This window comes from Mycobacterium shinjukuense, assembly GCF_010730055.1.
GTDB lineage: Bacteria > Actinomycetota > Actinomycetes > Mycobacteriales > Mycobacteriaceae > Mycobacterium > Mycobacterium shinjukuense.
In genome coordinates this window covers 923990-948903 of record NZ_AP022575.1, presented here as the reverse complement: position 1 = coordinate 948903, position 24914 = coordinate 923990, and the positions used below count along the sequence as shown (strand labels likewise).

General features: G+C 68.5%; 20 protein-coding genes. 11 read left to right on the top strand and 9 right to left on the bottom strand.

Annotated features, from left to right (window positions below):
• Window positions 1–18 precede the first annotated feature (18 nt).
• Window positions 19–3021, top strand: a complete 3003-nt coding sequence (gene nbtC / locus G6N20_RS04125; protein ID WP_232065495.1) for a nocobactin polyketide synthase NbtC — start codon at window positions 19–21, stop codon at window positions 3019–3021.
• A gap of 15 nt (window positions 3022–3036) precedes the next feature.
• On the opposite strand, the gene G6N20_RS04120 is transcribed toward nbtC, so the two are convergent.
• Both G6N20_RS04120 and mbtG read right to left on the bottom strand, forming a co-directional pair.
• A complete protein-coding gene (locus G6N20_RS04120) occupies window positions 3037–3252 on the bottom strand; it encodes an MbtH family protein (protein WP_083046320.1) in 216 nt (71 codons plus the stop codon).
• Window positions 3233–4519 carry an NADPH-dependent L-lysine N(6)-monooxygenase MbtG gene (gene mbtG, locus G6N20_RS04115; RefSeq protein ID WP_083046319.1) on the bottom strand — a complete coding sequence of 429 codons (1287 nt, stop codon included), beginning with the start codon at window positions 4517–4519 and terminating at the stop codon, window positions 3233–3235. The genes G6N20_RS04120 and mbtG overlap by 20 nt, the downstream gene beginning before the upstream one ends.
• Before the next feature lie 195 nt (window positions 4520–4714).
• On the opposite strand from mbtG, the gene G6N20_RS04110 reads away from it, so the two are divergent.
• The 4 genes from G6N20_RS04110 to G6N20_RS04100 all read left to right on the top strand — a co-directional run bounded on the left by G6N20_RS04110 (window position 4715) and on the right by G6N20_RS04100 (window position 10508).
• Window positions 4715–6355, top strand: a complete 1641-nt coding sequence (locus tag G6N20_RS04110) for a (2,3-dihydroxybenzoyl)adenylate synthase (protein WP_232065427.1) — start codon at window positions 4715–4717, stop codon at window positions 6353–6355.
• Between the two features lie 176 nt (window positions 6356–6531).
• Window positions 6532–6690: a hypothetical protein gene (locus tag G6N20_RS21010; protein WP_158084739.1), complete on the top strand. Its 159-nt coding sequence runs from the start codon at window positions 6532–6534 to the stop codon at window positions 6688–6690.
• Between the two features lie 124 nt (window positions 6691–6814).
• Entirely contained in the window at window positions 6815–8638 is a 1824-nt protein-coding gene (locus tag G6N20_RS04105; RefSeq protein ID WP_163662806.1) for a PE family protein, read from the top strand.
• Window positions 8639–8936: 298 nt separating this feature from the next.
• Window positions 8937–10508 carry a PE family protein gene (locus tag G6N20_RS04100; RefSeq protein WP_083046354.1) on the top strand — a complete coding sequence of 524 codons (1572 nt, stop codon included), beginning with the start codon at window positions 8937–8939 and terminating at the stop codon, window positions 10506–10508.
• A 200-nt stretch (window positions 10509–10708) separates the two neighbouring features.
• Here G6N20_RS04100 and G6N20_RS04095 read toward each other — a convergent pair whose 3' ends face one another.
• Together G6N20_RS04095 and G6N20_RS04090 are read right to left on the bottom strand one after the other, a co-directional pair.
• Entirely contained in the window at window positions 10709–11725 is a 1017-nt protein-coding gene (locus tag G6N20_RS04095; RefSeq protein WP_083046317.1) for an acyl-ACP desaturase, read from the bottom strand.
• 206 nt (window positions 11726–11931) lie between these two features.
• Window positions 11932–13284: a salicylate synthase gene (locus tag G6N20_RS04090; RefSeq protein ID WP_083046316.1), complete on the bottom strand. Its 1353-nt coding sequence runs from the start codon at window positions 13282–13284 to the stop codon at window positions 11932–11934.
• A gap of 348 nt (window positions 13285–13632) precedes the next feature.
• On the opposite strand from G6N20_RS04090, the gene G6N20_RS04085 reads away from it, so the two are divergent.
• Window positions 13633–13857, top strand: a complete 225-nt coding sequence (locus G6N20_RS04085; protein ID WP_083046353.1) for a hypothetical protein — start codon at window positions 13633–13635, stop codon at window positions 13855–13857.
• 254 nt (window positions 13858–14111) lie between these two features.
• Window positions 14112–15335 (top strand): sodium-dependent bicarbonate transport family permease, encoded by a 1224-nt coding sequence (locus G6N20_RS04080; RefSeq protein WP_083046352.1) that lies wholly within the window; start codon window positions 14112–14114, stop codon window positions 15333–15335.
• 8 nt (window positions 15336–15343) lie between these two features.
• Here G6N20_RS04080 and hemW read toward each other — a convergent pair whose 3' ends face one another.
• Complete coding sequence (gene hemW / locus G6N20_RS04075) at window positions 15344–16516, bottom strand: radical SAM family heme chaperone HemW (RefSeq protein ID WP_083046315.1); 1173 nt, start codon at window positions 16514–16516, stop codon at window positions 15344–15346.
• 348 nt (window positions 16517–16864) lie between these two features.
• Between hemW and G6N20_RS04070 the strand changes: the two genes are divergently transcribed.
• The 4 genes from G6N20_RS04070 to G6N20_RS21005 all read left to right on the top strand — a co-directional run bounded on the left by G6N20_RS04070 (window position 16865) and on the right by G6N20_RS21005 (window position 20716).
• Window positions 16865–18529 (top strand): nitrite/sulfite reductase, encoded by a 1665-nt coding sequence (locus tag G6N20_RS04070; RefSeq protein ID WP_083046351.1) that lies wholly within the window; start codon window positions 16865–16867, stop codon window positions 18527–18529.
• Window positions 18526–19266, top strand: coding sequence for a phosphoadenylyl-sulfate reductase (locus G6N20_RS04065; RefSeq protein ID WP_083046314.1), 741 nt, complete (start codon window positions 18526–18528; stop codon window positions 19264–19266). The genes G6N20_RS04070 and G6N20_RS04065 overlap by 4 nt, the downstream gene beginning before the upstream one ends.
• Complete coding sequence (locus tag G6N20_RS04060) at window positions 19263–20000, top strand: sirohydrochlorin chelatase (protein ID WP_083046313.1); 738 nt, start codon at window positions 19263–19265, stop codon at window positions 19998–20000. Before G6N20_RS04065 ends, G6N20_RS04060 begins: the two co-directional genes overlap by 4 nt.
• A gap of 311 nt (window positions 20001–20311) precedes the next feature.
• Window positions 20312–20716 (top strand): hypothetical protein, encoded by a 405-nt coding sequence (locus G6N20_RS21005; protein ID WP_232065426.1) that lies wholly within the window; start codon window positions 20312–20314, stop codon window positions 20714–20716.
• A 50-nt stretch (window positions 20717–20766) separates the two neighbouring features.
• On the opposite strand, the gene G6N20_RS04050 is transcribed toward G6N20_RS21005, so the two are convergent.
• Genes G6N20_RS04050 through G6N20_RS04035 form a run of 4 tightly spaced genes read right to left on the bottom strand, consistent with a single transcriptional unit; the run spans window position 20767 to window position 24603 of the window.
• The gene (locus G6N20_RS04050) at window positions 20767–21843 is read right to left on the bottom strand and encodes a sulfate/molybdate ABC transporter ATP-binding protein (protein ID WP_083046350.1); all 1077 of its coding nucleotides are present in this window, start codon (window positions 21841–21843) and stop codon (window positions 20767–20769) included.
• 11 nt (window positions 21844–21854) lie between these two features.
• Window positions 21855–22673, bottom strand: a complete 819-nt coding sequence (gene cysW / locus G6N20_RS04045) for a sulfate ABC transporter permease subunit CysW (RefSeq protein WP_083046312.1) — start codon at window positions 22671–22673, stop codon at window positions 21855–21857.
• Window positions 22670–23563 (bottom strand): sulfate ABC transporter permease subunit CysT, encoded by an 894-nt coding sequence (cysT, locus tag G6N20_RS04040; RefSeq protein WP_083046311.1) that lies wholly within the window; start codon window positions 23561–23563, stop codon window positions 22670–22672. Before cysT ends, cysW begins: the two co-directional genes overlap by 4 nt.
• Window positions 23560–24603 (bottom strand): sulfate ABC transporter substrate-binding protein, encoded by a 1044-nt coding sequence (locus G6N20_RS04035; RefSeq protein ID WP_083046310.1) that lies wholly within the window; start codon window positions 24601–24603, stop codon window positions 23560–23562. The genes cysT and G6N20_RS04035 overlap by 4 nt, the downstream gene beginning before the upstream one ends.
• Window positions 24604–24914: the final 311 nt, after the last annotated feature.

Below are 24914 nucleotides of genomic sequence, written 5' to 3'. Positions count from 1 at the left end.
TCGTCGGATGCCCCCGAGCTGCTGCCCGACGAAGCCGCCGCCCTGCTGTGCTATGCCGCGGATCATCCCGACGTGACCCCGCAGGCCATCGCCGACATGCTGTTTCGCACCCGGATCGCCCGCCGGCACCGGATCCTGGCCATGGTGGGCGACCGCGAGCAGTTGGTCGGCGCCCTGCAAGCGGTTGTCGACGGGCGTGAACATCCGTGCCTGGTGCGGGCGAACACGCCGGCCACCGCGCGTCGGCTCGGCTACGTCTTTCCCGGGCAGGGGGTGCAGCGCCCGGGCATGGGACGGCTCTTCTACCAGTCGGTCCCCGCGTTCCGGGCCGAGGCGGATCGCTGCGCCGAGGCCTTCCAGGCGCTGTTGGGCTCATCACCGCTGGATTACCTTCTCGACGAACAGCTTCCGGCGCGAGACCGCGCGGGCACCGTCCAGCCCGCGTTGTTCACCCAGATGGCCGGGCTGGCCGCGATGTGGCGCTCGTTCGGCGTTGCGCCGGCGGTCACCATCGGCCACAGCCAGGGTGAAATCGCAGCGGCCTACGTATCCGGCATGATCACGTTGGCGGACGCCGTCCGCGTCGTCGGAATCCGCGCCCGCGTCGCCGACGAATTCGCTTGCGGTGACTACGCAATGGCAGTGGTGGCCGCCGACCGCGACACCTGCGAGGAGCTGATCGCGCGCTGCCCGGGGTGGGCGCAGCTGTCGGTGGTCAATTCGCCGAGCATGGTGGGCATCTCCGGTGATCGAGACACGATCGAGGCAATCGTGGGCACGCTGACCCAGCGCGGCACGTTCGCGAGGGTCATTCCTGTGCACTATCCCGCGCACACCAGCGTGATGCATGGGCTCGGCGAGAAGCTGCGCGCCAGCACGCGGCGCGACCTGCAGCATCCGACGTTCCTCGACACCGGTGTCGACTGTCTGGGCGCCACCCTCGGCGGTCCCATCACGTCGGACCTCCCGGTTGACCAGTATTGGTTCTGGAACCTGCGCAACACCGTTCGATTCGATAAGGCGGTCGCGGCCGCGGTGCGGCGCGGCCTCGACACGTTCGTCGAACTGGCCGACCATCCGACGCTGCAGCTGGCGATTCAGGACAATCTCGCCAGTCTTGCTGCCCTGCACGGGGACACCGGCGATCGCAACGCCATGGTGGTCGGCACATCGAACCGCACGGCCACCGATCTCGACGAATTCACCCGCAACCTGGCGCTGCTGGCCGTGCATCACGTGGATTACCCCTGGGAGTGCTTGCGCACCGCGTGCGATGGGCCCATCCGGTTGCCGTTGCTCGATTTCCCCAATACCCGGATGAACGAGACCCGGCTGTGGCTGCCCTATGACCAGCCCTATGACCAGGGTGTGGGCCAGCACACCGCCGCGACGTCCGCCGTCGAATCGGTGGCGTCCCCCCGGGTGTCCCCTCGCCTGCTCGCCGAAACGTGGGTTCGGCTGGCACATCGGTCACTGGTGCCACCGCGCGCCATCGGCATCGTCGACGACGGGGGAGCCTGCGCGCGGCTGGCCACCGCCCTCTGCGCGGCGGCCGCCGGCGTGGGCGCCACGGCCCGCGTGATCGACGGACTCGACCGCGCAACCGCGGCCGACGTGGACACCTGTGTGATCCTCGTTCCGCCGTCACCGAAACTGGACGACCGCGCCGCCGCGGGTGAAGTCGCGACGTTCTTCTCGCACCGCGGCTGGTGGCCGGGGGTGAGCGACACGGTTTGCGACTGCTGGCTGGTGACGGTGGGCGGGGAGACGGTGGTCGCTGACGACGGGCCGCCGGATCCGGTGCACGCGGCGGCGAGCGCGGGCTTTCGCTGCATCGGCGCCGAACACCCGGGGGTGCGGTTTTGCCATCTCGACCTGCCCGCCGGCGCCACCTCGTCGGACGCGACGGTCCCGATCCTGACCGCGCTGCACACCCGGGACGAATCCGAGCTCGCACTGCGCGGCGGGGGCCTGTACGCCAAACGCATCGTCGACGGCGCCGCGGTCGCCGGACCCCAGATCACATCCCCCGACCATGTGCTCATCGTCGGCGGGACGGGAAGCGTCGGACTTGAGTTCTGCGATCACTTCGCGCGTCGCGGCGCGCGGCGCATCACCCTGGTCAGCCGGTCGGGCGAGACCGACGCCGTGGCCGATCGACTACGTCGCATCCGATCGGCCGCCGCCGCGCAGATCCAGGTCACCCGCTGCGACGTGGGTGACCCCGTGGCGGTGTCGGCACTGGCGCAACAACATCGGGAAGCACCCGCGGACGTGATCATCCATGCCGCCGTGCGGTATTCGGGCAACGAGCTGGCCGACCTCACCACCGAGCGGATCGAGCAGGCGTTGCGGGCCAAGGTGGTCGGTATCTGCCGGGTGCTGGAATCGTTTCCGCGAACGGCTGACTGTCGCCTGGTCCTGTGTTCCTCGATCGCGGCGACCGTCGGCGGCCGAGGGCTGATTGCCTACGCCGCGGCCAATCGGATGCTCGACGCCATGGCCCACCGGCTCCGGGCCGAAGGGCTGGACTGCGTATCGGTGCAGTGGGGGCAATGGTCGGTCACCTTCGATCCCGACGCCGCCGGTACGTCGCGGCTGTCCGTGACGGGATTGCTGCCCATGTCTTCCAATGATGCGCTCGCGCTGGGCATGCGCCGGATGGGTGGAAACGCCATTGTCGCCGCGTTCGAATTGAGTCGCGCTCGGTCGGCGCTGGAAACGTGCGGGCGCGGCTCGTTGCTGTCGCAGCTGGCCGACAGCGACATCGGCGAAACCACAGCCCCCGCGGGCGATCCCGGCCTGCCGGAACGATTGCTGAAGCTGGTGGCCGGGACCATTGGCGTCGATCGCGCCGAAACGATCGACACCGAAGCCCCGTTGGTCGCGATCGGCCTGGATTCGTTGCAGGCCTTGGAGTTACGCCGTCGCGTCAAGACCGAACTTGATCACGATCTGGACGTTTCTACGCTGCTGGGCGGGGCATCTGTTGCGGACGTGCTCGCGCAGCTAGCCGAATAACCCCGCTGGGCGGATCTACTCGCGGGCCATCGCCTCGCGCAAGCTCCTGGGGCGGATATCGGTCCAGTTCTCCTCCACGTAGGCAAGGCAATTCGCCCGGCTATCGGCGCCGAACACCACCCGCCAACCCGCCGGCACGTCGGCGAACGCCGGCCACAGGCTGTGCTGTTCCTCGCCGTTGACCAGCACGTAGAATGTACCGGCCTCATCGTCAAACGGATTGGTACTCATCGCTTCTCCCTCGCGGCGGATCGGTGGCCCGCACCTCGGCGCCAAGCACCCGGTCGGCTAACAGCCCCAGGCAGCTCAGATTCGGAAATCCCGGGCCCTCATTGATGCCGGACAGATTGGGCAGCACCAGTTTCGGAGTCACCCCGACGACGGCCAAGTCGTGGCCGATCGAATCCTCCAAACCCTCGCAGGTCAACGGCCCGCCCAGCGCCAGCTCCAGCAGGTCAACGGCGCCCGGAGACAACAGCGGTAGGAACCACAGCGGGTCGGCCCCGGATCCGTCGATGACGAGGTCGAAGCTATGCAACGTCTCGCGGGGCTCGCCGCGGGTGTCGGTGCACACCGTGATCCAGATTCGGTTGTCGCGATCGACCGCACGAACGACGCGCCCGCGCAGATGCCTGATCCTCTCGTCGGCGAGCAGCGATTCTTGAACCCGTGCCGAGAAGACCCCGCGGTCGGTGCGGGCGATGCAATCGCGCCGTTCGGCCTGGGTCAGGCTGCGCCATCCGGTGGGATCGGAAAACAGCGAGTTCTCAAAGAAGCCCTCACCGCGGGTGAATAGGGTTGCCTGCGGTGAGATCGCCGTGATCGTGGACACCCGGTGGTGAAACAGCTCGTTGAGCATCGACGCGGCTGTCTCGCCGCCACCGATGACCGCGACATTTTCGGCGACAATCCGGTCGTGGCACGCGGCTCGCTGCCAGAACTGCGCGATGGATAACATCCGCGGGTCACCCGCAAGCATGGACCGCTCGGGCTGACCCGGGCCGGTAATCATCACACTGTCGGCGGGCACACGCGACTCGCGGGTGTGCAGCACCCAGCGCGACCCGGCCACCGACAGTTGAACCACTTCGCCGCGAACGACCTTCAAGCCCACCTCATCGGCAACCCACCGCAAATAACCGGCCCAGGTGTCGTGCGTGGGCGCCGGCCTGCCCCGGTCGATCCAGCCCACGAACTGGTCGGTGGCAACCAGGTACGACTGCCAGCTGAACCGCATCATCCGCTCGTCGAGCTCGTCGTTGCGGCCGGGCAGCAGCGTCGACCGGTAGGGGAAGCCGACGTCCTTCTCGGGGCTGGTGCCCAACCGCTGCCGACCGTCGGTCCAGCCGCCATCGGCCCGCCAGTTGGCCGCCACACCGGAGCGTTCGACGGCAACCACGTCGGCCACCTCGACCCCCATCTCGCGCAGCATCGCCGCTTTCGCGGCCACCGCAACCGCCTTGGCGCCCGCGCCGACGATCGCGAGCGTGCCGCTCATGGCACCCCCGCCGGCCGCGACCGATCGTGCGGACACACGGCGGGGCGATGGCGGCATTCCCGGTTCACCAGCACACCCGCGGATGCTGCGCCGCCCACAACCCCCACCTCCGTTGCTTAGCCCAGGCTGTCCTAACTTCGTGTACGTTACCCTATGGCGGGCAGGACACGCCCACCCCCAGGGAGGAGTTGCCGAGTGCCGGTGGACCCTTCGCGGCCAGCGCAAACCGCGGCACTGGACGGGTTCATCCCGTTTGCGTCCGAGCGGGCGGCTCGCTACCGTGCGGCCGGCTACTGGACCGGTCGCACGGTTGACTCCCTGTTGCGCCGCGCGGCGACGACCTGGCCGGACCAGGTGGCTGTGGTGGATTCGCTCGCCCGCCACACCTATTCCGACCTCGACGAGTTGGTGGACCGAGCCGCCGCCGGGTTCGCCCACCTCGGCATCGCGCCCGGTGATCGCGTGCTGCTGCAGCTGCCCAACTCGTGCCGGTTCGCCGTCGCGCTGTTCGGCCTGCTGCGCGCCGGGGCCATCCCGGTGATGTGCCTGCCGGGGCATCGGTTGGCCGAACTGGGTTGCTTCGCGGAGGCCAGCGGCGCGGTCGGGTTGGTCGTCGCGCAGACGGCGGGCGGCTTCGACTACCGGCCGATGGCCGAGCAACTGGTTGCGGCGCATCCAGCGCTGCGCCACGTCGTCGTCGACGGGGACCCGGGCCCCTTCACGCCGTGGTCGGGGCTGCCCGGCGGCCACCCGCCCGCGATTGCCGGCGACAGCACGTCCCCGGCGCTGCTGCTGGTCTCGGGCGGCACCACCGGCACACCAAAGCTGATCCCGCGCACCCATGATGACTATGTCTACAACGCCACCGCCAGCGCCCAGCTGTGCCGGCTGACCAGTGATGACGTGTATCTGGTAGCGCTGCCGGCGGCGCACAACTTCGCGCTGGCCTGCCCCGGCATCCTCGGGGCGATGTCCGTCGGCGCTGCCATCGTGTTCACCGCCGATCCCAGCCCCGAGACCGCGTTCGCCACCATCGAACGCCATGGCGTCACCGTCACCGCGCTGGTGCCGGCGCTGGCCAAACTGTGGGCACAAGCCTGTGATTGGGAGCCGGTGACACCAAAGTCACTGCGGCTCTTGCAGGTTGGCGGTTCCAAGCTGGAACCCGAGGATGCCCGCCGGGTACGCGCCGCGTTGACCCCGGGCCTGCAGCAGGTATTCGGGATGGCCGAGGGCCTGCTGAGCTTCACCCGGATAGGCGATCCACCGGAATTGGTCGAGCACACCCAGGGCCGCCCGTTGTGCCCGGACGACGAACTGCGCGTGGTGGACGCCGCGGGCAATCCGGTGGCGCCCGGCGACGAAGGCGAACTGCTGGCGCGCGGCCCGTACACGATCAACGGGTACTTTCGCGCCGGGCGAGACAACGCGAGCTGCTTTGCTGCCGACGGCTTCTACCGCAGCGGCGACCTCGTCCGGCTCCGCGACGACGGTTACCTGGTGGTCACCGGGCGGGTCAAGGATGTCATCTGCCGGTGCGGTGAAACCATAGCCGCCCAGGACATCGAAGAGCAGCTGCTGAGCCACCCGTCGATCTGGTCGGCCGCGGCGGTTGGCCTGCCTGACCCAGATCTGGGGGAAAAGGTATGCGCCGCAGTCGTTTTCACTGGACCCCCGGTGACGCTGGGCGAGCTGAACGCATACCTCGACCGGCGCGGTGCGGCCACGCACGCCCGGCCCGACATGCTGGTCGCGATGGCGTCGCTACCCACCACGCCGGTCGGCAAGATCGACAAGAGGGCGATCGTGCGCCACGTCGGTGCGCGGCGGCGCTAACTACCGCCCCGCAACCTCGGCGCGACCGGCGGGAACGTTGGGCAGTCCGCCGCGGGTGAGTCGCCCGCGAGCCCGCACCGCCCAGGTGGCGCCGTCACCAGCGCATTTCATGATTTGCCAACGCTTGCCGAAAGCGGGGTCGGCAGGCTGAGCTACGTCACCAACGTGCCGGCGTCGTGGCGATCATCGGCAAACGCATCAACAAGCTGGGATTCGTCATGCACGATGGGCTGATCCGCCCCCGACGCCGTACGGCGAAAAGCCGCGGCCGACGACGGGCCCCGTTGGCTGGACGGCTTCGCCTGGTCGGCCAACGTCGCATCGACGCCGCATGAGTGTGGCACCGGCTCGGGGTGTCCACAGGCTCACCGGGACGGGCGAGGGACGAAGGTTTCGAGCGCATCCCGCCGACGTGCGGGGTGCGGCGTGGTTAGCTGTCGGATGCATGGGAGGATGCCGATGTCATATGTGCTGGTGGCCCCGCAGCTGGTGGAGGAGGCGGCATCGCAGTTGGCAAGCATCCGCTGGGCGGTCAGCGCGGCCAACGCGGCTGCCGCGGCGCCGACGACGGCGGTGTTGGCCGCCGGGGCCGATGAGGTGTCAGCGGCGGTGGCGGCGCTGTTTAGCGCACACGCCCAGAGCTATCAGGCCCTCAGCGCCCAGGCGGCGGCGTTTCACGACCAATTCGCGACCGCCCTGACCGCCGCCGCCGGCTCGTACGCCACCGCCGAGGCCGCCAACGTCGAGCAGAGTCTGCTGGCCGCGGTCAATGCGCCCACCCAAGCGCTGACCGGGCGCCCGTTGATCGGCCACGGCGCCGACGCCACGGCCCCTGGCCAAGCCGGTGGTGATGGCGGCTGGCTCTGGGGCAACGGCGGCAACGGCGCCCAGGGCGCCGACGGTCAGCTCGGTGGTCGCGGCGGCAACGCGGGCTTGATCGGCAACGGCGGAACCGGTGGAGCCGGCGGGGCCAACGCCTCCGGCGGGGCCGGCGGTCACGGCGGTTGGCTCTACGGCAATGGTGGTGATGGTGGTGCCGGTGGGGCCGCCACCATGCCCGGCGGCAACGGCGGCAACGGCGGCAACGGCGGAAACGGCGGATGGCTGGTCGGCAACGGCGGCAAGGGCGGACCCGGCGGGGCCGGCGCCCACGGCGCCGATGGTGTCAATCCCACCCCGCTTCCCCCGACAACAGACCTGCCACTGCCAGCGGCCGGGACGGCCGGGCAGGACGGTTCACCTGCCGGCGGCGATGGCGGCGCCGGGGCCGCCGGCACCGCCCCTGACATGCAGGGCGGCACCGGCGGTAGAGGCGGCCACGGCACCGGAACCGCCGACGCCGACGGTACCGGAGGTGCCGGCGGGCCGGGCGGCGCCGGCGGCGCCAGGTCCACCGGAGGAAGAGGCGGCATCGGCGGGGTCGGATACGGAGCCGACGCCAGCGCCGACACCCTCGGCAACGGCGGCGACGGCGTCGGCGGCGATGGCGGCGTCGGCGGGGTCGGCGGCGCGGGCGCGCCCGGCGGCAAAGGCGGCCAGGGCGGCCTCGGCCTCGGCGGTGCCGGCGGATTCAACGAGGACTTGCCCGGCTTGGGCGGTGCCGGCGTCGGCGGCAACGGAGGCGAAGGCGGCCAGGGCGGCCCCGGCGGCGGCGCCGGTGGCGAGGGCGGCCTGGGCGGCCTGGGTGTCGGCGGCAACAGCCACGACGCGACCGGGGGTGGCGCCGGCGGTGTCGGTGGCCGGGGTGGCACCGGCGGTGTCGGTACTGCGGGCAGCGCGGGCGGCCACGGCGGCAACGGTGGGAGCGGTGGTCGCGGCGGACTGCTAGTCGGTGTCGGCGGAGACGGCGGCCTAGGTGGCGCCGGTGGATTCGGCGGCAACGGCGATGTGGGGGGCCCCGGCGGCAACGGTGGCCGTGGCGGCCACGCATTGGTGCACCCAGTCACCAACGGCAGCGGCACCGGCGACGCCTACGGCGGCGACGGCGGACAGGGCGGCGACGGCGGACAGGGCGGCGCCGGCGGACAGGGCGGCTCCGGCGGCTCCGGCGGCGCCGCCGGAGCGGGCGGGCTGTTCGGCCACGCCGGCAACCCCGGCGGCGGCGGAACCGGAGGCGAAGGCGGGTCCGGCGGAGCGGGAGGCAACCCCGGCGTCGGTGGCGAGGGCGGCACCGGCGACAGCTCCGACGGTGCCAAGGGCTTCGACGGCCAACGCGGTGCCCACGGCAGATCCGGCGACCGCGGGGCCGACGGCGCATCCGGTGAGCCCGCCAGCTGGTGGTGAGGCTCAAACGATCGCCACCACAACCGATTCCGGGGCGACCTCCGCCTAGTCCTCGCCCATGCTCTCAAGACCGTGCCCCATCCTGACCCCGAAACCCAACTTTCTTTGCTCCCAATCGCGTCATGCAGTCCCGGTGCTAAGCCTGGTCAATGGACCAGCGCAACCGATCGCACCGAGCAGGCGCGACCGGCGCATTTCATGATCTGCCAATGCTTGCCGAACGGCGGCTGGCAGGCTCGGGCTGCACATTCAGGCACGTCACCGGACGGTCGTGCGCTGGATGCATGGGAGGATGCCGATGTCATATGTGCTGGTGGCCCCGCAGCTGGTGGAGGAGGCGGCATCGCAGTTGGCAAGCATCCGCTGGGCGGTCAGCGCGGCCAACGCGGCTGCCGCGGCGCCGACGACGGCGGTGTTGGCCGCCGGGGCCGATGAGGTGTCAGCGGCGGTGGCGGCGCTGTTTAGCGCACACGCCCAGAGCTATCAGGCCCTCAGCGCCCAGGCGGCGGCGTTTCACGACCAATTCGCGACCGCCCTGACCGCCGCCGCCGGCTCGTACGCCACCGCCGAGGCCGCCAACGTCGAGCAGAGTCTGCTGGCCGCGGTCAATGCGCCCACCCAAGCGCTGACCGGGCGCCCGTTGATCGGCCACGGCGCCGACGCCACGGCCCCTGGCCAAGCCGGTGGTGATGGCGGCTGGCTCTGGGGCAACGGCGGCAACGGCGCCCAGGGCGCCGACGGTCAGCTCGGTGGTCGCGGCGGCAACGCGGGCTTGATCGGCAACGGCGGAACCGGTGGAGCCGGCGGGGCCAACGCCTCCGGCGGGGCCGGCGGTCACGGCGGTTGGCTCTACGGCAATGGTGGTGATGGTGGTGCCGGTGGGGCCGCCACCATGCCCGGCGGCAACGGCGGCAACGGCGGCAACGGCGGAAACGGCGGATGGCTGGTCGGCAACGGCGGCAAGGGCGGACCCGGCGGGGCCGGCGCCCACGGCGCCGATGGTGTCAACACACCCACCGGCAAGGCCGGACATGCTGGGGAGGATGGCCTGCTCGACTCGGGCCACGGCGGCGACGGCGGCGACGGCGGCGACGGCGGCGACGGTGCGGCCGGCGGTCCTGGCGGCCAAGGCGGCGACGGCTACGGCGGGAACGTCGCAGACGGCACGTTCGGCGTCGGGACGGGCGGCGACGGCGGCGACGGCGGCGACGGCGGTGTCGGCGGCGGCCACGGCGGCCGTGGCGGCGAAGGCGGCAAAGGCGTCGCCGGTTTCCCCAGCACCGACCCCTATATCACCGACCCTCCGAAGGGCGTCGGTGGCGCCGGCGGCAAGGGCGGCACCGGTGGGGTCGGCACGGCGGGTAGTGCGGCCGGCCACGGCGGTCAGGGTGGACACGGCGGTCGTGCCGGGCTGCTGGTCGGAATCGGCGGTGACGGCGGCCTCGGCGGCACCGGTGGGGTGGGTGGTGCCGGGGCCGTCGGCGGCCACGGCGGTGTGGGCGGGGACGGCGGTAGTGGCGTGCGGCGCGTTCTCGCGGACGACAGCATCGTGGGCGAGGGCTACGGCGGCGCAGGGGGACACGGCGGTGATGGCGGACGTGGCGGCGCCGGAGGAGCCGGTGGTGCCGGCGGTGACGGTGGCAACGCCGGAGCCGGCGGGCTGTTCGGCCACGCGGGCAACCCCGGCGCTGGGGGAACCGGAGGGGAAGGTGGGGCCGGCGGGGCGGGAGGCGAACGCGGCGGCGGTGGGAAGGGCGGCTACGGCGACCACGCATGGGGCACCGCCGGCAAAGCCGGTCACGATGGCGTCGATGGGGCCTCCGGAGGCGCCGGCGCCGACGGCTCGACGGGTCGGCCCGCCGGCGGCTGACCGGTCACCTTTCGCCTGACCCGTGTTCTGGCTGGCGCCCCCACCGCTTCCCCGCCGGCGCCAACTGGGAGCTCGGATTGGTTAGCTCTAGCTGGTCCGTCGGAAACAGTCGCGAGCTACGGATCTGCCGGTGCGTTCTCGGCCTGGGCCGCCTGCGTGCCGACCGCGATGACGAACGCCCGCGAAGACCTCAGCCGCGATTAGTGTCCGCTGAGCGTCAGCGTCCCTTTGGTTTTCAGCACCTTACTGGCCGTGATCCGCTCGGTGTTGCGGGCTTGCCGCTCCAGGTAGCGCTGCTTGGACTCGTCGAACTTGTCGCTGGCTTGCTCGAGCTCCTTGATCAGCACGGCGAGATCGTCGCGCATCCGCGCGGCCTCGCCGGTAAAGTCTTCGCGCTCGAAAATCCGCCACTTGCGCAACACCGGCATGACCACCTCGTTGAGGTGGATCCGCGGGTCATAGACACCGCCGACGGCGATGATCACGGCCTTGCGCCGGAACTCCGGCACCGTGAAGCCGGGCATCTTGAAGTTGCGCAGAATCCGGTGCAGCGACTTCATCGCCTGGTTGGGCGCGATGTCCAGGCCCGCCGCGCTGACGTCCCGATAGAAGATCATGTGCAGGTTTTCATCCGCCGACACCCTGGCGAGCAGCTGGTCGGCGATGGTGTCGTCGCAGGCCTTTCCGGTGTTGCGGTGCGAGACGCGCGTGGCCAATTCCTGGAAAGAGACATACATCACGGAGTCGAACAGACTGTCAGCAAACATATCGCCCTGGTGGTTCTGGCCCGGGCTGAATCCCCTGGTTATTTGCTCAAGGCGTAGCATCTCCAACTCAACGGGATCGACCGCGCGGGTCACCACCAGATAGTCGCGCAGCGCGGTGCTGTGCCTGTTCTCCTCGGCGGTCCACCGATTGACCCACTGCCCCCACGGGCCGTCCATGCTGAAATTCATCGCGATCTCACGGTGATACGACGGCAAGTTGTCCTCTGTCAGCAGGTTTTGCACCATCGCAACCTGAGCCACATCGGAGAGCTGGCTCTGACCGGGCTCCCAGTCCTGCCCATCCAGGGCGTAGTAATTCTTACCATCCGACCACGGAATGTAGTCGTGTGGATTCCATTCCTTGAACATCGACAGGTGGCGGTTGAGCAGTCGCTCGACCACAGGCTCAAGCTCGTGAAGTAGCTGTAGGTTGGTCAAGCCCTTGGACATGGAATCTCCCAGTTATCTGTAAATATCAGTAACGGTCAAGTTACTGTAAACACTGGTTACATTCAAGTCAGCCATGCTGAAACCGGCCAAACTAGGGACTAAAGTCCCTCCGCCGGATGTGCGTTGGTCACAACCCGGGGACGCGTTCGGCCACGCCGGACAGCACGTCGAAGCGCGTGCGCCTGGCGCGCCAGCGAAATCGGGCGCTACTGACGTTCGACCAGATACGGCGCCAACGTGGAGAGCTTCTCGCAGGTCTCTTCGAACTCGCGCTCGGGCTCCGACGCCTCGATGATGCCGGCGCCGGCCCGCAGCCAGGTCCGCCCGTCGCGTTCGTAGGCCGCCCGCAAGATGAGCGCGGCATCGAGTCCACCGTCTGCCGAAAACATCACGACCGCACCGGAATACAGTCCGCGCGGGCGTTCGTCGAGACGCAAGATCGCTTCCACGCCGGCCGCTTTGGGGATTCCGGACGCGGTGACCGCGGGGAAGAGCACCTCCAGAGCCTCCATCCGGTCAGTGGACGGGTCCAGGCGCCCGCTGATCGTCGAACCCAGGTGCTGCACACTGCCGCGCTCACGCACCGCCATGAAGTCGGTGACGGCCGCGGTACCCGGTTCGGCGATCTCGGCAATCTCCTGAAGCGAGGTACGCACCGAGATAGCATGCTCGACAATCTCTTTGGAGTTGGATTCCAAATCGTCACGGGCCTGTCGGTCATGCGCCGGACCGCGGCCCAGCGCGCGGGTGCCGGCCAACGGCTCGGTGATCACCGCCCTGTCGGGATGGACGGCCGCGACTAGCTCAGGGCTGTAACCCAATGCACGAATTCCACCGAGCCGCAATAAAAACGACCTCACCGGGGTGTTGTGCCGCCGACCCAGTCGATAAGTCGACGGGAAGTCGAGCGCGAAAGGCACTTCGACACAACGGGATAGGATCACCTTGTGGTAACCGCCGGCGATGATCTCTGCGACGGCTGCCGCCACCCGATCGCGGTAGCCGGATGGATCGGCGGATAGGTCGAGCGCCCGGGGCCGCGCCAGGTCGGGCACCCCGGAAGCCAGTAACCGGTCTATCACTTCGCGGTGACGAGTCCCGGCGCCCCACAGGCGAATATCTCGCTGGGTCACCACGATGCGGGTAGCGGGCCAGAAAACCCGCGCCAGTGGGGTGCGCGGCGCCAACCGCTGCTGCAGCCCGTATCGATAGACGCCGAATTCGAAGGCGACCCAGCCGAGGGCTTGCTCAGTCTCCAACAGCAGCCGGTCGATGGCTTCACCCAGGACCGATCCGGGCCGTCCGGACCACTGCTGGCGCCGAGTCACACCGTCGCGGATGACACGCAGTTCGTCGCTGTCCAGCTCTACCCTCGCCCGCACACCCGCGGCCAGAACCCAGTGGCCGTCGTACTCGTAGAGCAGGTAGTCCTCGCCGGCGGGCTCGGAAAGCGCAGCGGCGAGCTCGGCGGCCAGGTCGGCTGGGTTGATGTCGGCGGGCAATGGAACGGACAGTGACGCGGTGCCGACAGAACTCGTCTGCGCGCTGGCCTCCGTCACAGTTAGTAAATGTAGCCTAACCTATTTAGCGACGTGCCATCGTCCCCCACGTGGACGTCCCACGAGCTCACGCCGCCGGCAACAACCACTCCCTGGCCCGGTTCAGCACACTCAGGTTTCTCATACCGACCTTAAACGTTTGCCTACCCTTAACCGGCAGGCAGCGCAGTCGTTTGTCGTGATCCGGGGAATTCTCCTACCATCTCGGCTAGCCCGCACGGGCCCGCCGGTCGCTGGGTGCAGCTCTCGCACGCGAAAGGAGCCGGCGGGTGAGTGCCCCAACGCCGACGATGCAGCCCCGCAGTGCCCGATCGCGACCCGGCGCCCATCAACGGAGAGGACCACCACATGTTCGTCATCAAGCTCAACGACGGAGAAGAAGTCAAAGGCGATTGCGACGAACTCTCGATCAACCAAACCACCGGAGTTGTCACCGTCTGCCGGGTCGACGGCTTCGAGGAAATCACCACCCACTACTCGCCCGCCGCATGGCGGTGGGTGACGCACCGCAAGCGCGACATCGCCGTCCAGCCGTCGCTGGCTCCTCCCCCGCGCCGAGACGCTCAACCCTGAAGCAAACTGACAGCACATCCACACCAAACTCGCACCAACCGCATGGCCTGCGCGGATGTGACCGCCGCAGGTGTGTGGGTGCCGGGGAAGGCCGCCGTGCCAGGACATACCCGATAAATCCTGGTAGTTCGGCATGCGTCGAGGGTGGCGGTTTGACCATAGCCTCGCTAAATTCTCAGCGTTGCCTGGGAGGTTCGTGGTCGCTGCCGACGGTCGGTGCTTCCTTGCTGGTCGCATGAACTCGGGAGGTGCCGATGCTGCAGGAGTTCTGGGTGAACTTCACCCACAACCTGTTCAAGCCGCTGCTGCTGTTCTTCTACTTCGGGTTCCTCATCCCGATCCTGAAGGTACGGTTCGAGTTCCCGTATGTGATCTATCAGGGCCTCACCATGTACCTGCTGTTGGCCATCGGCTGGCACGGGGGTGAGGAACTCGCCACGATCAAGCCGTCCAGCATTGGCGCCATCGTCGGGTTCATGGTCGTGGGCTTCGTCCTGAACTTCGTGATCGGCCTGGTGGCCTACCTCCTGCTGAGTCGCCTGACCGCCATGCGGCGCGTCGACCGGGCGACCGTCGCCGGATATTACGGGTCGGACTCGGCGGGAACCTTCGCCACCTGCGTGGCCGTCCTCACCAGCGTCGGCATCGCGTTCAACGCCTTCATGCCGGTGATGCTCGCCGTCATGGAGATTCCCGGCTGCCTGGTGGCGCTGTACCTGGTAGCGCGGCTGCGGCAACGCGGGATGGATGAGGCGGGGTTCATGCCCGACGAGCCCGGCTACACCCCGCCCGCGAAGGTCGGACCCGGCACGGCCGCCCGGCCGGCTGTGGGGCGAAGCCTGCAGACCGAACGTCAGGTCGAGCAGGAACTGGAGCTCGCGTTGGAAAAGCAGGAGCACCCGGAGCCGGAGGAGGATCTGGCCAACAAGACCGGAAAGCCGTCGCTGTTTTCCCGGGAGCTGCTGCAGGAGGTATTCCTCAATCCGGGACTCGTTCTGCTCCTGGGCGGCATCGTCATCGGCCTCATCAGCGGGTTGCAGGGGCAAAAGGTGCTGCACGACGACGACGCATTCTTCGTGGCTGCATTCCAGGGCGTGCTCTGCCTGTTCCTGCTGGAGATGGGGATGACCGCCGCCCGCAAGTTGAAAGACCTGAGATCGGCCGGCCGCGGGTTCATCTTGTTCGGTCTGCTCGCACCGAACGTCTTTGCCACGCTTGGGATCATCGTCGCCCACAGCTACGCCTACCTCACCAACACCGACTTCAAGCTGGGTAGCTACGTGCTGTTCGCGGTGCTCTGCGGCGCGGCGTCCTACATCGCCGTCCCGGCCGTGCAGCGGCTCGCGATCCCCGAGGCCAGTCCGACCCTGCCGTTGGCCGCGTCACTGGGGTTGACATTCGCCTACAACGTCACGGTCGGGATCCCGCTCTACATCGAGATCGCCCGCATCGTCGGGCAGTGGTTCCATACCGCCTGAGCCCGGGGTCAGCCCAGCAGCGTTCGCACCACCGCGTCGGCCAGCAACCGTCCCCGGTCGGTGAGAACCAGTCGATCGCCGTCGGCGACCAGCAAGCCGTCTGCGACCAGGGTCCGGGCCCGCTCGCGTTCGGCGACATCCAGTTGCTCCAGTGAAAGCCCTTGGCGCAGGCGGATTCTCAACATCACGTCTTCGGTGTGCAGCGCTTCGGCGTCCAGCCGCTCGAAGCCGGCTACCGGCAGCGTTCCGCCGGCCAGCAGCTGCGCATAGGCGTTGGGGTGCTTGACGTTCCACCAGCGGGTCGCGCCGACATGACTGTGCGCACCCGGCCCGGCGCCCCACCACTGACCGCGGTCCCAATAGCCGAGGTTATGCCGGCACTGCCCGCCCGGTCGTGACCAGTTGGACACCTCGTACCAGGTCAGCCCGGCCGCCGACAGCCGCGCGTCGGCCAACTCGTAGCGATGCGCCAGCACATCGTCGTCGGGCGCGGCCAGCTCGCCGCGCCGGACCCGCCGGGCCAACGCGGTACCGCCCTCGACCACCAGGGCATACACCGAGACATGGTCAACACCGGCCTCGATCGCCGCGTCCACGGAGCGCAGCAGGTCGTCGTCGGACTCCCCCGGGGTGCCGTAGATGAGGTCGAGGTTGACGTGTTCGAACCCGGCGGCCATCGCCTCGCGGGCCGCGGCCGCCGCCCGGCCCGGCGAGTGCACCCGGTCCAGGGTGGCCAGCACCCGCGGCGCCACCGACTGCATGCCCAGCGACACCCGGGTGTAACCGGCCGCACGGATGGCTCCGAAGAACTCCGGCCAGGTCGACTCCGGGTTGGCCTCGGTGGTCACCTCGGCGTCGGGGGCCAGGGCGAAGTGCTCCCGAACCATGCCCAGCAGCGTGGCCAGCCGCTCACCGCCGAGCAGCGACGGCGTCCCACCGCCGACGAACACCGTGCTGACCGTCGGCGCGTCCAGCCGTGCGGCGGCCAACTCGAGCTCTGCCCGCAACGCCTGCAGCCAGGCGTCCGGATTGGCGCCGCCCAGCTCGGCCGGGGTGTAGGTGTTGAAGTCGCAGTACCCGCAGCGAGTCACACAGAACGGGACATGCACGTAGAGCCCAAAGGGGCGCCCCGGACTTGCCTGCATGCCGGGCAGATCCACCGGTGCCTCACCTGGGGTCATGCCAAATCTTCGCACGGCACTCCCAGGTTATTCCTGGTTTTGTTTGCCCAACCACCCAGGATTGCTCGGTAGTTTTAATCACCATGAGCAGAAATTTGACCTGGTCGCCCCGCCGATTGTGATTCATGGCAGAATGACCCCCGTGACCGTCGCCAACTCGGCTCTGCGCATCGCGCTCGTGGCGCGGCGGTATATCGACCTCAAGCGTGTCTGCAGCTGTAGCTGTCTGTCTTGATGTCGTAGACCCAGCCCATCAGTACCTCCGCCTGGCCCCGGATCTGCGCCGCCGGAAGAACCGGTGTTCTGCGCGGGCCAGGGCCGACGATGTTCGTGAAGGAGAACCGTCGAATGACCACGGCACGTCCCGCCAAGGCGCCGCGCAACGAGGGCCAGTGGGCGCTGGGAAATCGCGAAGCGCTGAACGCCAACGAGGAGATGAAGAAGGCCGGCAACCCGCTCGACGTGCGCGAACGCATCGAGAACATTTACGCCAAGGCCGGGTTCGACAGCATCGACAAGACCGACCTGCGCGGGCGGTTTCGGTGGTGGGGCCTCTACACCCAGCGCGAGCAGGGTTATGACGGCTCCTGGACCGGTGACGAGCACATCGACACGATCGAAGCCAAATACTTCATGATGCGGGTGCGCTGCGACGGCGGCGCACTGTCGGCTTCCGGGTTGCGCACCCTGGGCCAGATCTCGACCGAGTTCGCCAGGGATACCGCCGACATCTCCGACCGGCAGAACCTGCAGCTGCACTGGATCGAGGTGGAGAACGTCCCGGAAATCTGGCGGCGGCTCGACGCCGTGGGACTGCAGACCACCGAGGCGTGCGGCGACTGCCCCCGCGTCCTGCTCGGCTCACCGCTGGCGGGCGAGTCCCTCGACGAGGTGATCGACCCGACCTGGGCGATCGAGGAGATCGTGCGCCGCTACATCGGCAAGCCCGACTTCGCCGACCTGCCGCGCAAGTACAAGACCGCCATCTCCGGCCTGCAGGACGTCGCTCACGAGATCAACGACGTCGCGTTCATCGGCGTCAACCACCCCGAGCACGGGCCGGGTCTGGATCTCTGGGTCGGCGGCGGCCTGTCGACCAACCCGATGCTGGCCCAGCGGGTGGGCGCCTGGGTGCCGCTGGCCGAGGTGCCCGAGGTGTGGGCGGCGGTGACGTCGGTGTTTCGTGACTATGGCTACCGGCGCCTGCGGTCCAAGGCGCGGCTGAAGTTCCTGATCAAGGATTGGGGCATCGACAGGTTCCGCGAGGTTCTCGAGACCGAGTACCTGCATCGGCCGCTGATCGACGGGCCGGCCCCCGAGCCGGTCAAGCATCCGATCGACCACGTGGGGGTGCAGCGGTTGAAGAACGGGCGCAACGCCGTCGGGGTCTCCCCGATCGCCGGGCGGGTGTCCGGCACCATCCTGACCGCGGTGGCCGATCTGGCCGAGCGTGCCGGTTCGGACCGGATCCGGTTCACCCCCTATCAAAAGCTGGTGATCCTCGACATACCCGACGACCAGTTGGACGAGGCACTTGCCGGTCTGGACGCGCTGGGCCTGCAATGGCGGCCATCACATTGGCGCCGGAACCTGATGGCGTGCAGCGGGATTGAGTTCTGCAAGTTGTCATTCGCCGAAACCCGGGTCCGGGCACAGTCTTTGGTGCCCGAGCTGGAGCGCCGACTCGAAGACCTCGAGCTTGACGTGCCGATCACCATCAACATCAACGGCTGCCCGAACTCGTGCGCGCGAATTCAGATCGCCGACATCGGATTCAAGGGCCAGATGGTGGACGACGGTAGCGGCGGCTCGGTCGAAGGCTTCCAGGTGCATCTGGGCGGCGGCCTCGGCCTAGACAGCGGGTTCGGCCGCAAATTGCGCCAGCACAAGGTGTTCAGCCACGAGTTGGGCGACTACATCGAACGGGTGGTGCGCAACTTCGTCAAACACCGGGCCGACGGTGAACGCTTCGCGCAGTGGGTCATTCGGGCCGACGAGGACGACCTACGATGAGCGAGACGGCCAGGCCGACCGAACTGGAGCTGCGCGAGCTGGCTGCCCGCGGCGCGGCCGATCTCGACGGAGCCAGCGCCATCGAACTGCTGCAGTGGACCGAAGAAAACTTCGGCGGTGTCAACGGACCCCGCGGCTGGGCGACCTGCAACTACGTGGTGGCCTCCAACATGGCCGATGCCGTGCTGGTGGATTTGGCCGCCAAGGTGCGCCCGGGCGTGCCGGTGATCTTTCTGGACACCGGCTACCACTTCGTGGAAACCATCGGCACCCGCGACGCGATCGAATCCGTGTATGACGTACGGGTGCTCAACATCACTCCGGAGCACACGGTGGCCGAGCAGGATGACCTGCTGGGCAAGGACCTGTTCGCTCGTGACCCCGGCGAATGCTGCCGGCTGCGCAAGGTCGTCCCACTGGGCAAGGCGCTGCGTGGTTACTCGGCCTGGGTGACCGGGCTGCGCCGGGTCGAGGCGCCGACCCGCGCCAACGCCCCGCTGATCAGCTTCGACGAGACATTCAAGCTGGTGAAGGTCAACCCGCTGGCGGCGTGGACCGACCAGGACATGGACGACTACATCGCCGAGCACGACGTGCTGGTCAATCCCCTTGTCCACGAAGGCTATCCGTCGATCGGCTGCGCGCCGTGCACGGCCAAACCCGCACCGGGCGCCGACCCGCGCAGCGGACGCTGGCAGGGGCTGGCCAAGACCGAATGCGGGCTACACGCCTCATGACCCCCGCTGGCGACGCCGCGCTCGTGCTGACCGCACACGGAAGCGCCGATCCCCGGTCGGCGGCCAATGCCCGGGCCGTCGCGGGCCGGCTGGCGCGCATGCGGCCCCACATCGACGTGCGAGTTGCCTTCTGCGAGCACAATTCTCCACAGCTGGTCGACGTGTTGAACGGGTGCCCCGGCAAGGCCGTCGTTACTCCCTTGCTGCTGGCCGACGCCTACCATGCCCGCGTCGACATCCCCCGCCAGATCGCCGGCTGCGAAGCCGCTGATCGCGTGCGACAGGCCGATGTGCTCGGTGAGGACGATCGGTTGGTGTCGGTGCTGCGGCAGCGGGTGACCGAGTTGGGGGTTTCCCGGCTCGACGACGCGCTCGGCGTGCTCGTCGTCGCGATCGGCTCGTCGAGCCCCGCGGCCAACGCTCGCACCGCCGAGGTGGCGACCAAGCTGATGGCGGAAACACGGTGGGCGGCTGCGACAACGGCGTTTGCGACCCTGGCGCATCCCTCAATGGCCGAAGCCGTCACCCGGCTGCGGCGACGCGGCGCCCGCCGGGTGGTCATCGCGCCGTGGTTCCTGGCGCCCGGCCGTGTGCCGGACCGAGTGCAGCGCTTCGCCGACGACGCCCACATCGCCATGGCGGCACCGCTGGGCGCCCATCCGCTGGTGGCTGACGTGCTGCTGGATCGCTTCGATCGGGCCGTGGCCGAGCGGGCCGACCAGACCGCGGCCTGAATGTCCGCACGTTAAATCACTCGCGCTGCTGATGTTTCGGCCGCTCGCAGGCCGAGCGGTCTGACGGTCTGCCGGCATCGTATTCGAGCAGGTTTTCGGTGGCCGATGAGTGGCTTAGCTGAGACGAGACAACGAAGCCCTCGCCGACCCCGCCAGCACGTTCGGCGTCACCGCCCGCACCATCGGCTACTCGCCCAGCTGCGGCGACATCCTCGCTGTCCGGACCGTCGAGGAAGACGGAGTCGTGTACGGCCTCAATGGCTGGAAGGCCAACCGACCGACCGCCGTCGATACCAAGAGAGGAATTCGTGATGAGCAAGAAGCTGAGCCACAGGCTAGAGCGAGCGCTCGCCGAGGACGACGACATCGAGGCCGCCGAGCACACCACCGACCCTGACGCGCCGCAGCCCGGCCATGTCAAGGTCACCCGGCCCGGCCGCGCCCGCAGCAAGGTGCTGCAGGTCCGGCATAACCCGGAGGAGATGGCCGCGCTCGAAGCGATCGCCGAGCGGCGCGAGTTGCCGGTGTCGACCGTGGCCCGCGAGCAGCTGCTGCGGCTGCTGGCCGAAGACGAGGGCGACTTGAGCCCATTGGGTCATCTGCTCGATGCGGCCCGAGCGGGTCAACGTCATCGCCCACGAAGTGCGGCGACGCTTAGGGCCTGCAGTTCATGCTCAGATGGACGGCTCATGAGCATGGTCGCCGATGTCACCTGAGACGACCAAAAGCCGCCGGCGGGACGGGCGGGGCCGGCAAGCCCGCCGGATCACGTCGATGTCAGTGTGGCTCGGTCCGTATCAGCGTCGTCGGCGCCGTCATGGGGCGGGCCCGATACGCCACCGACGATCGGCGGCACCCGAGTGGCGCGCACGTAGACGGTGTCGCCCTCCCGCAGGGCCAGCGCCTCGGCGTCGCCGCGGGTGATCTGCGCGGTGAACGGGCCTCCGGTGGCCGCGCTGGTCAATTCCACGCGCACCTCGAAACCCAGCGTCACCACCCGGTCCACGGTGGCGCGCGTGACACCGGTGGAGTGCGCGGTGCCGTCGGCGGCCGCGACCGCCATCTCGGGAGTACGGCCCACCCGAATGTCGTGCGGGCGGACTAGGGTGCCGTTCAGTGCTGACACCGCGCCCAAAAAAGACATCACGAACGCGTTGGCCGGGGCATCGTACACCTCGGTCGGGGATCCGACTTGCTCGATGCGGCCCTTGTGCAGCACCGCGATCCGGTCGGCCACATCCAACGCCTCGGCCTGGTCGTGGGTCACCAGCACCGTGGTGACGTGCACCTCGTCATGCAGTCGGCGCAGCCAGCCGCGCAGATCCTCGCGGACCTTGGCGTCCAGCGCGCCGAACGGCTCGTCGAGCAGCAGCACCTCCGGGTCCACCGCCAGCGCCCGCGCCAACGCCATCCGCTGACGCTGACCTCCGGACAGCTGATTGGGATAGCGGCCCTGAAATCCGCTCAGCCCCACCACCTCCAGCAGGCGGTCGACCTTCTGTGTGATCTCGGACTTGGGCCGCTTGCGGATCTTCAACCCGTAGGCCACGTTGTCGCGCACGGTCAAGTGTTTGAAGGCGGCATAGTGCTGGAAGACGAACCCGATCCCCCGCCGCTGCGGCGGCACCCGGGTGACGTCACGACCGTTAATGGTGATGGTTCCGCTGTCGGGCTGATCGAGGCCGGCGATGGTGCGCAACAGGGTCGACTTGCCCGAACCGCTGGGACCCAGCAGCGCCGTCAACGAACCGGCGGGTACCGCGAAGTCCACGTGATCCAGTGCGACGAAGTCGCCATAGCGTTTGTTGGCGTCCCGCACGATGATGGCGTGGGTCGTGTTCATCGCCTCCATCGTCACGCCTGCCTGGCCGCTCGTGCCCGGCGGACGTCCAGAACCACCTGGACGATCAGAACCACCACCGCGACCCCCATCAGCAGCGTCGACAGCGCATAGGCCCCGTACTCGGCCCCGCGGTGGTAGCGGTCCGAGACCAGCAGCGTCAGCGTTTGCGATGTCCCCGGGAGGTTGGACGACACGATGATCACCGCGCCGTATTCACCGAGGGTGCGCGCGATGGTCAGCACGACGCCGTACGTCAGGCCCCACCGGATGGAGGGCAGCGTGATCCGCCAGAACGTCTGCCACCAACCCGAACCCAGGGTCGCCGCCGCCTGCTCCTGGTCGGTGCCCAATTCGTGCAACACGGGTTCGACCTCGCGCACCACGAACGGCAGGGTGACGAAGATGCTGGCCAGCACGATGCCCGGCAGCCCGAAAATGATCTTGAAGCCGAGGTCTTTCTCGACGAAGCCGAATGCGCCGCCCGATCCCCAGAGCAGGATCAACGCGACGCCCACGATGACGGGTGAGACCGCAAACGGCAGATCGATGATCGCCTGCAGCACTCCCTTGCCACGGAATCGGTTGCGGGCCAAGACCAATGCGGTCGGGATGCCGAAGGCCACGTTCAGCGGCACCACGATGGCCACCACCAGCAGCGACAGGTTCAGCGCCGATATCGCCGCCGGTGTGCTGATCCAGGCGTAAAACTGACCGAATCCGGGTTGGAAGGTCCGCCACAGGATCAACGCCACCGGGACGACGAGCAGCACGCCGATGTACGCCAGCGCGAGCGAGCGGGTGAGGTAGCGAACAGCCGGCGAGGGCGTCATGCGACCAGCACCTCACGCCTGGCCGCACGCGCGCCGACGACACGCAAGATGAGCAGCACGACGAACGAAATCGAAAGCAGCACAATTGATATCGCGGCCGCACCGGTCCGGTCGTCGTTCTCGATCAGGGTGCGGATCCACTGCGACGACACCTCGGTCTTGCCGGGCACAGCGCCACCGATCAGCACCACCGAGCCGAACTCGCCGATGGCCCGCGAAAACGCTAGGCCGGCACCGGATGACAGCGCCGGGGTAAGCGACGGTAACACCACGGAGGTGAAAATTTTCCCGTCGCTGGCGCCCAGCGACGCCGCCGCCTCCTCGGTCTCGCGGTCGATTTCCAAAAGCACCGGTTGCACGGCGCGCACCACGAACGGCAACGTGACGAACGCCAACGCGACCCCCACGCCCCAGGCGGTGTGTTGCAGATGCAGACCCACCGGGCTGTTGTTCCCGTAGAGGGCCAGCATGACCAGGCTGGCGACGATGGTGGGCAGCGCGAACGGGAGATCGATGATCGCGTCGACCAGCCATTTGCCCACGAATGTGTCGCGCACCAGCACCCAGGCGATCAGCAGGCCGAACACCGTGTTGACCGCGGTTACCGCGACCGAGATCGTCACCGTCACCCGCAGCGACTCCACCGCCGCATGCGACGTGACCGACAGCCAGAAGGCATGCGGGCCGCCGCCCGCGGCCTGCCAGGCGATGGCTGCCAGCGGGAACAGCACGATCACCGAAAGCCACACCACCACCACACCGACCCGCAGGGACGTGCCGCCGCACCGCCCCGAAAGGCCCCCGCGTGACAACCCCCTTGGCGTGTCATCCCGGGATCGCCCGCATTCGGGCCGGATGGCCTGGGGGTCAGGTGTGATCGCCCTAGTCATCCGGTGACCTGCACATAGATTTTGGTAATGCTGCCGGTGCCCTTGTCGAACAGCTGCGGATCCACCGTGCTCCAGCCCCCGAGGTCGGCGATCGTCCACAGTTTCACCGGGACGGGGAACTGAGCCCGGAACTCGGCGGCCACCGCCGGATCGACCGGCCGGAATCCGGCCTGCGCCCACAGCGTCTGCGCCTGGCCGGTGTACTGGAAATTTCTGAACACGGTCGCGGCACGCAGATGTGGGCTGGTGGTGACCACCGCCAGCGGGTTCTCGATCTTGAACGTCTGCGGCGGGTTGACGTGTTCGACCGGCTTGCCCGCCCGCTCGGCGGCGATGGCCTCGTTCTCGTAGCTGATCAACACGTCACCGCTGCCCTGGACAAAGACATCGGTGGCTTCCCGTCCGGACGCCGGGCGCAGTTTGACATGTTCCCGCACCAGCCGGCCGACAAAATCAATTCCGGCCTGGGTATTCCTGCCGCCCTCACTTTTGGCCGCGTACGGGGCGAGCAGATTCCATTTGGCCGAACCCGAACTCAGCGGGCTAGGCGTGATGACCTCGATCCCCGGCCGCACCAGGTCGTCCCAGTCTCTGATGTTCTTGGGATTGCCCGCGCGCACCACGAAGGTCACCACCGACCCGAACGGGATGCCCTTGGTGGCGTCGGTGTCCCACTCCTTGGAGACCTTGCCGGCCTTCACCAACCGCGTGATGTCCGGTTCGACCGAGAAATTCACCAGATCGGCCGGTTTGCCCTCGGCGACGCCGCGAGACTGGTCGCCGGAGGCCCCGTACGAGGCGATGACCTGAATGCCCTTACCCTCCTCGGAGGCGTTGAACGCCGGAATCACCTTGCTCCAACCCGGTTCTGGCGCCGAATAGGCGACCAGCGTGATGCTGGTAGGTGCGTTCGTGGGGCCCCGGCCGCCCACGACGTCGCTGGGACCACCGTGACAGGCCGCGACGACACCGAGCCCGAGCGCGACCGCAACCGCGACGAGGTGCCGCCAGCGCGGCAGGCTCCCGGTGTCGTTGAGCATTGACGGCCTTCCAGTGCGGGACTTTGTTTTGACGATCCCATGGCGGCGGAAAGGCGATCGCTGATGGGCCAGGGTTGTCGGGAACCCCATACCAAACCGCGCGCACGGGTTGGGACTCAGCGACAACAGTGCAGGTCGGCCACGGCGCAGGCGACGTTCGCTGCATCCGAGGCCCGACTCACGCAGCGGGGCGCCCCCTCGAAGCGGCCCGGGGCATCGGCTGCTGCGTGCATGCCGCGAAGCCTAACAGAATTGGCCGGGCTGTCATCTCCGAGCGTGCCCGGGCCCAGCTGCGGATTCAGCCGCGGTGG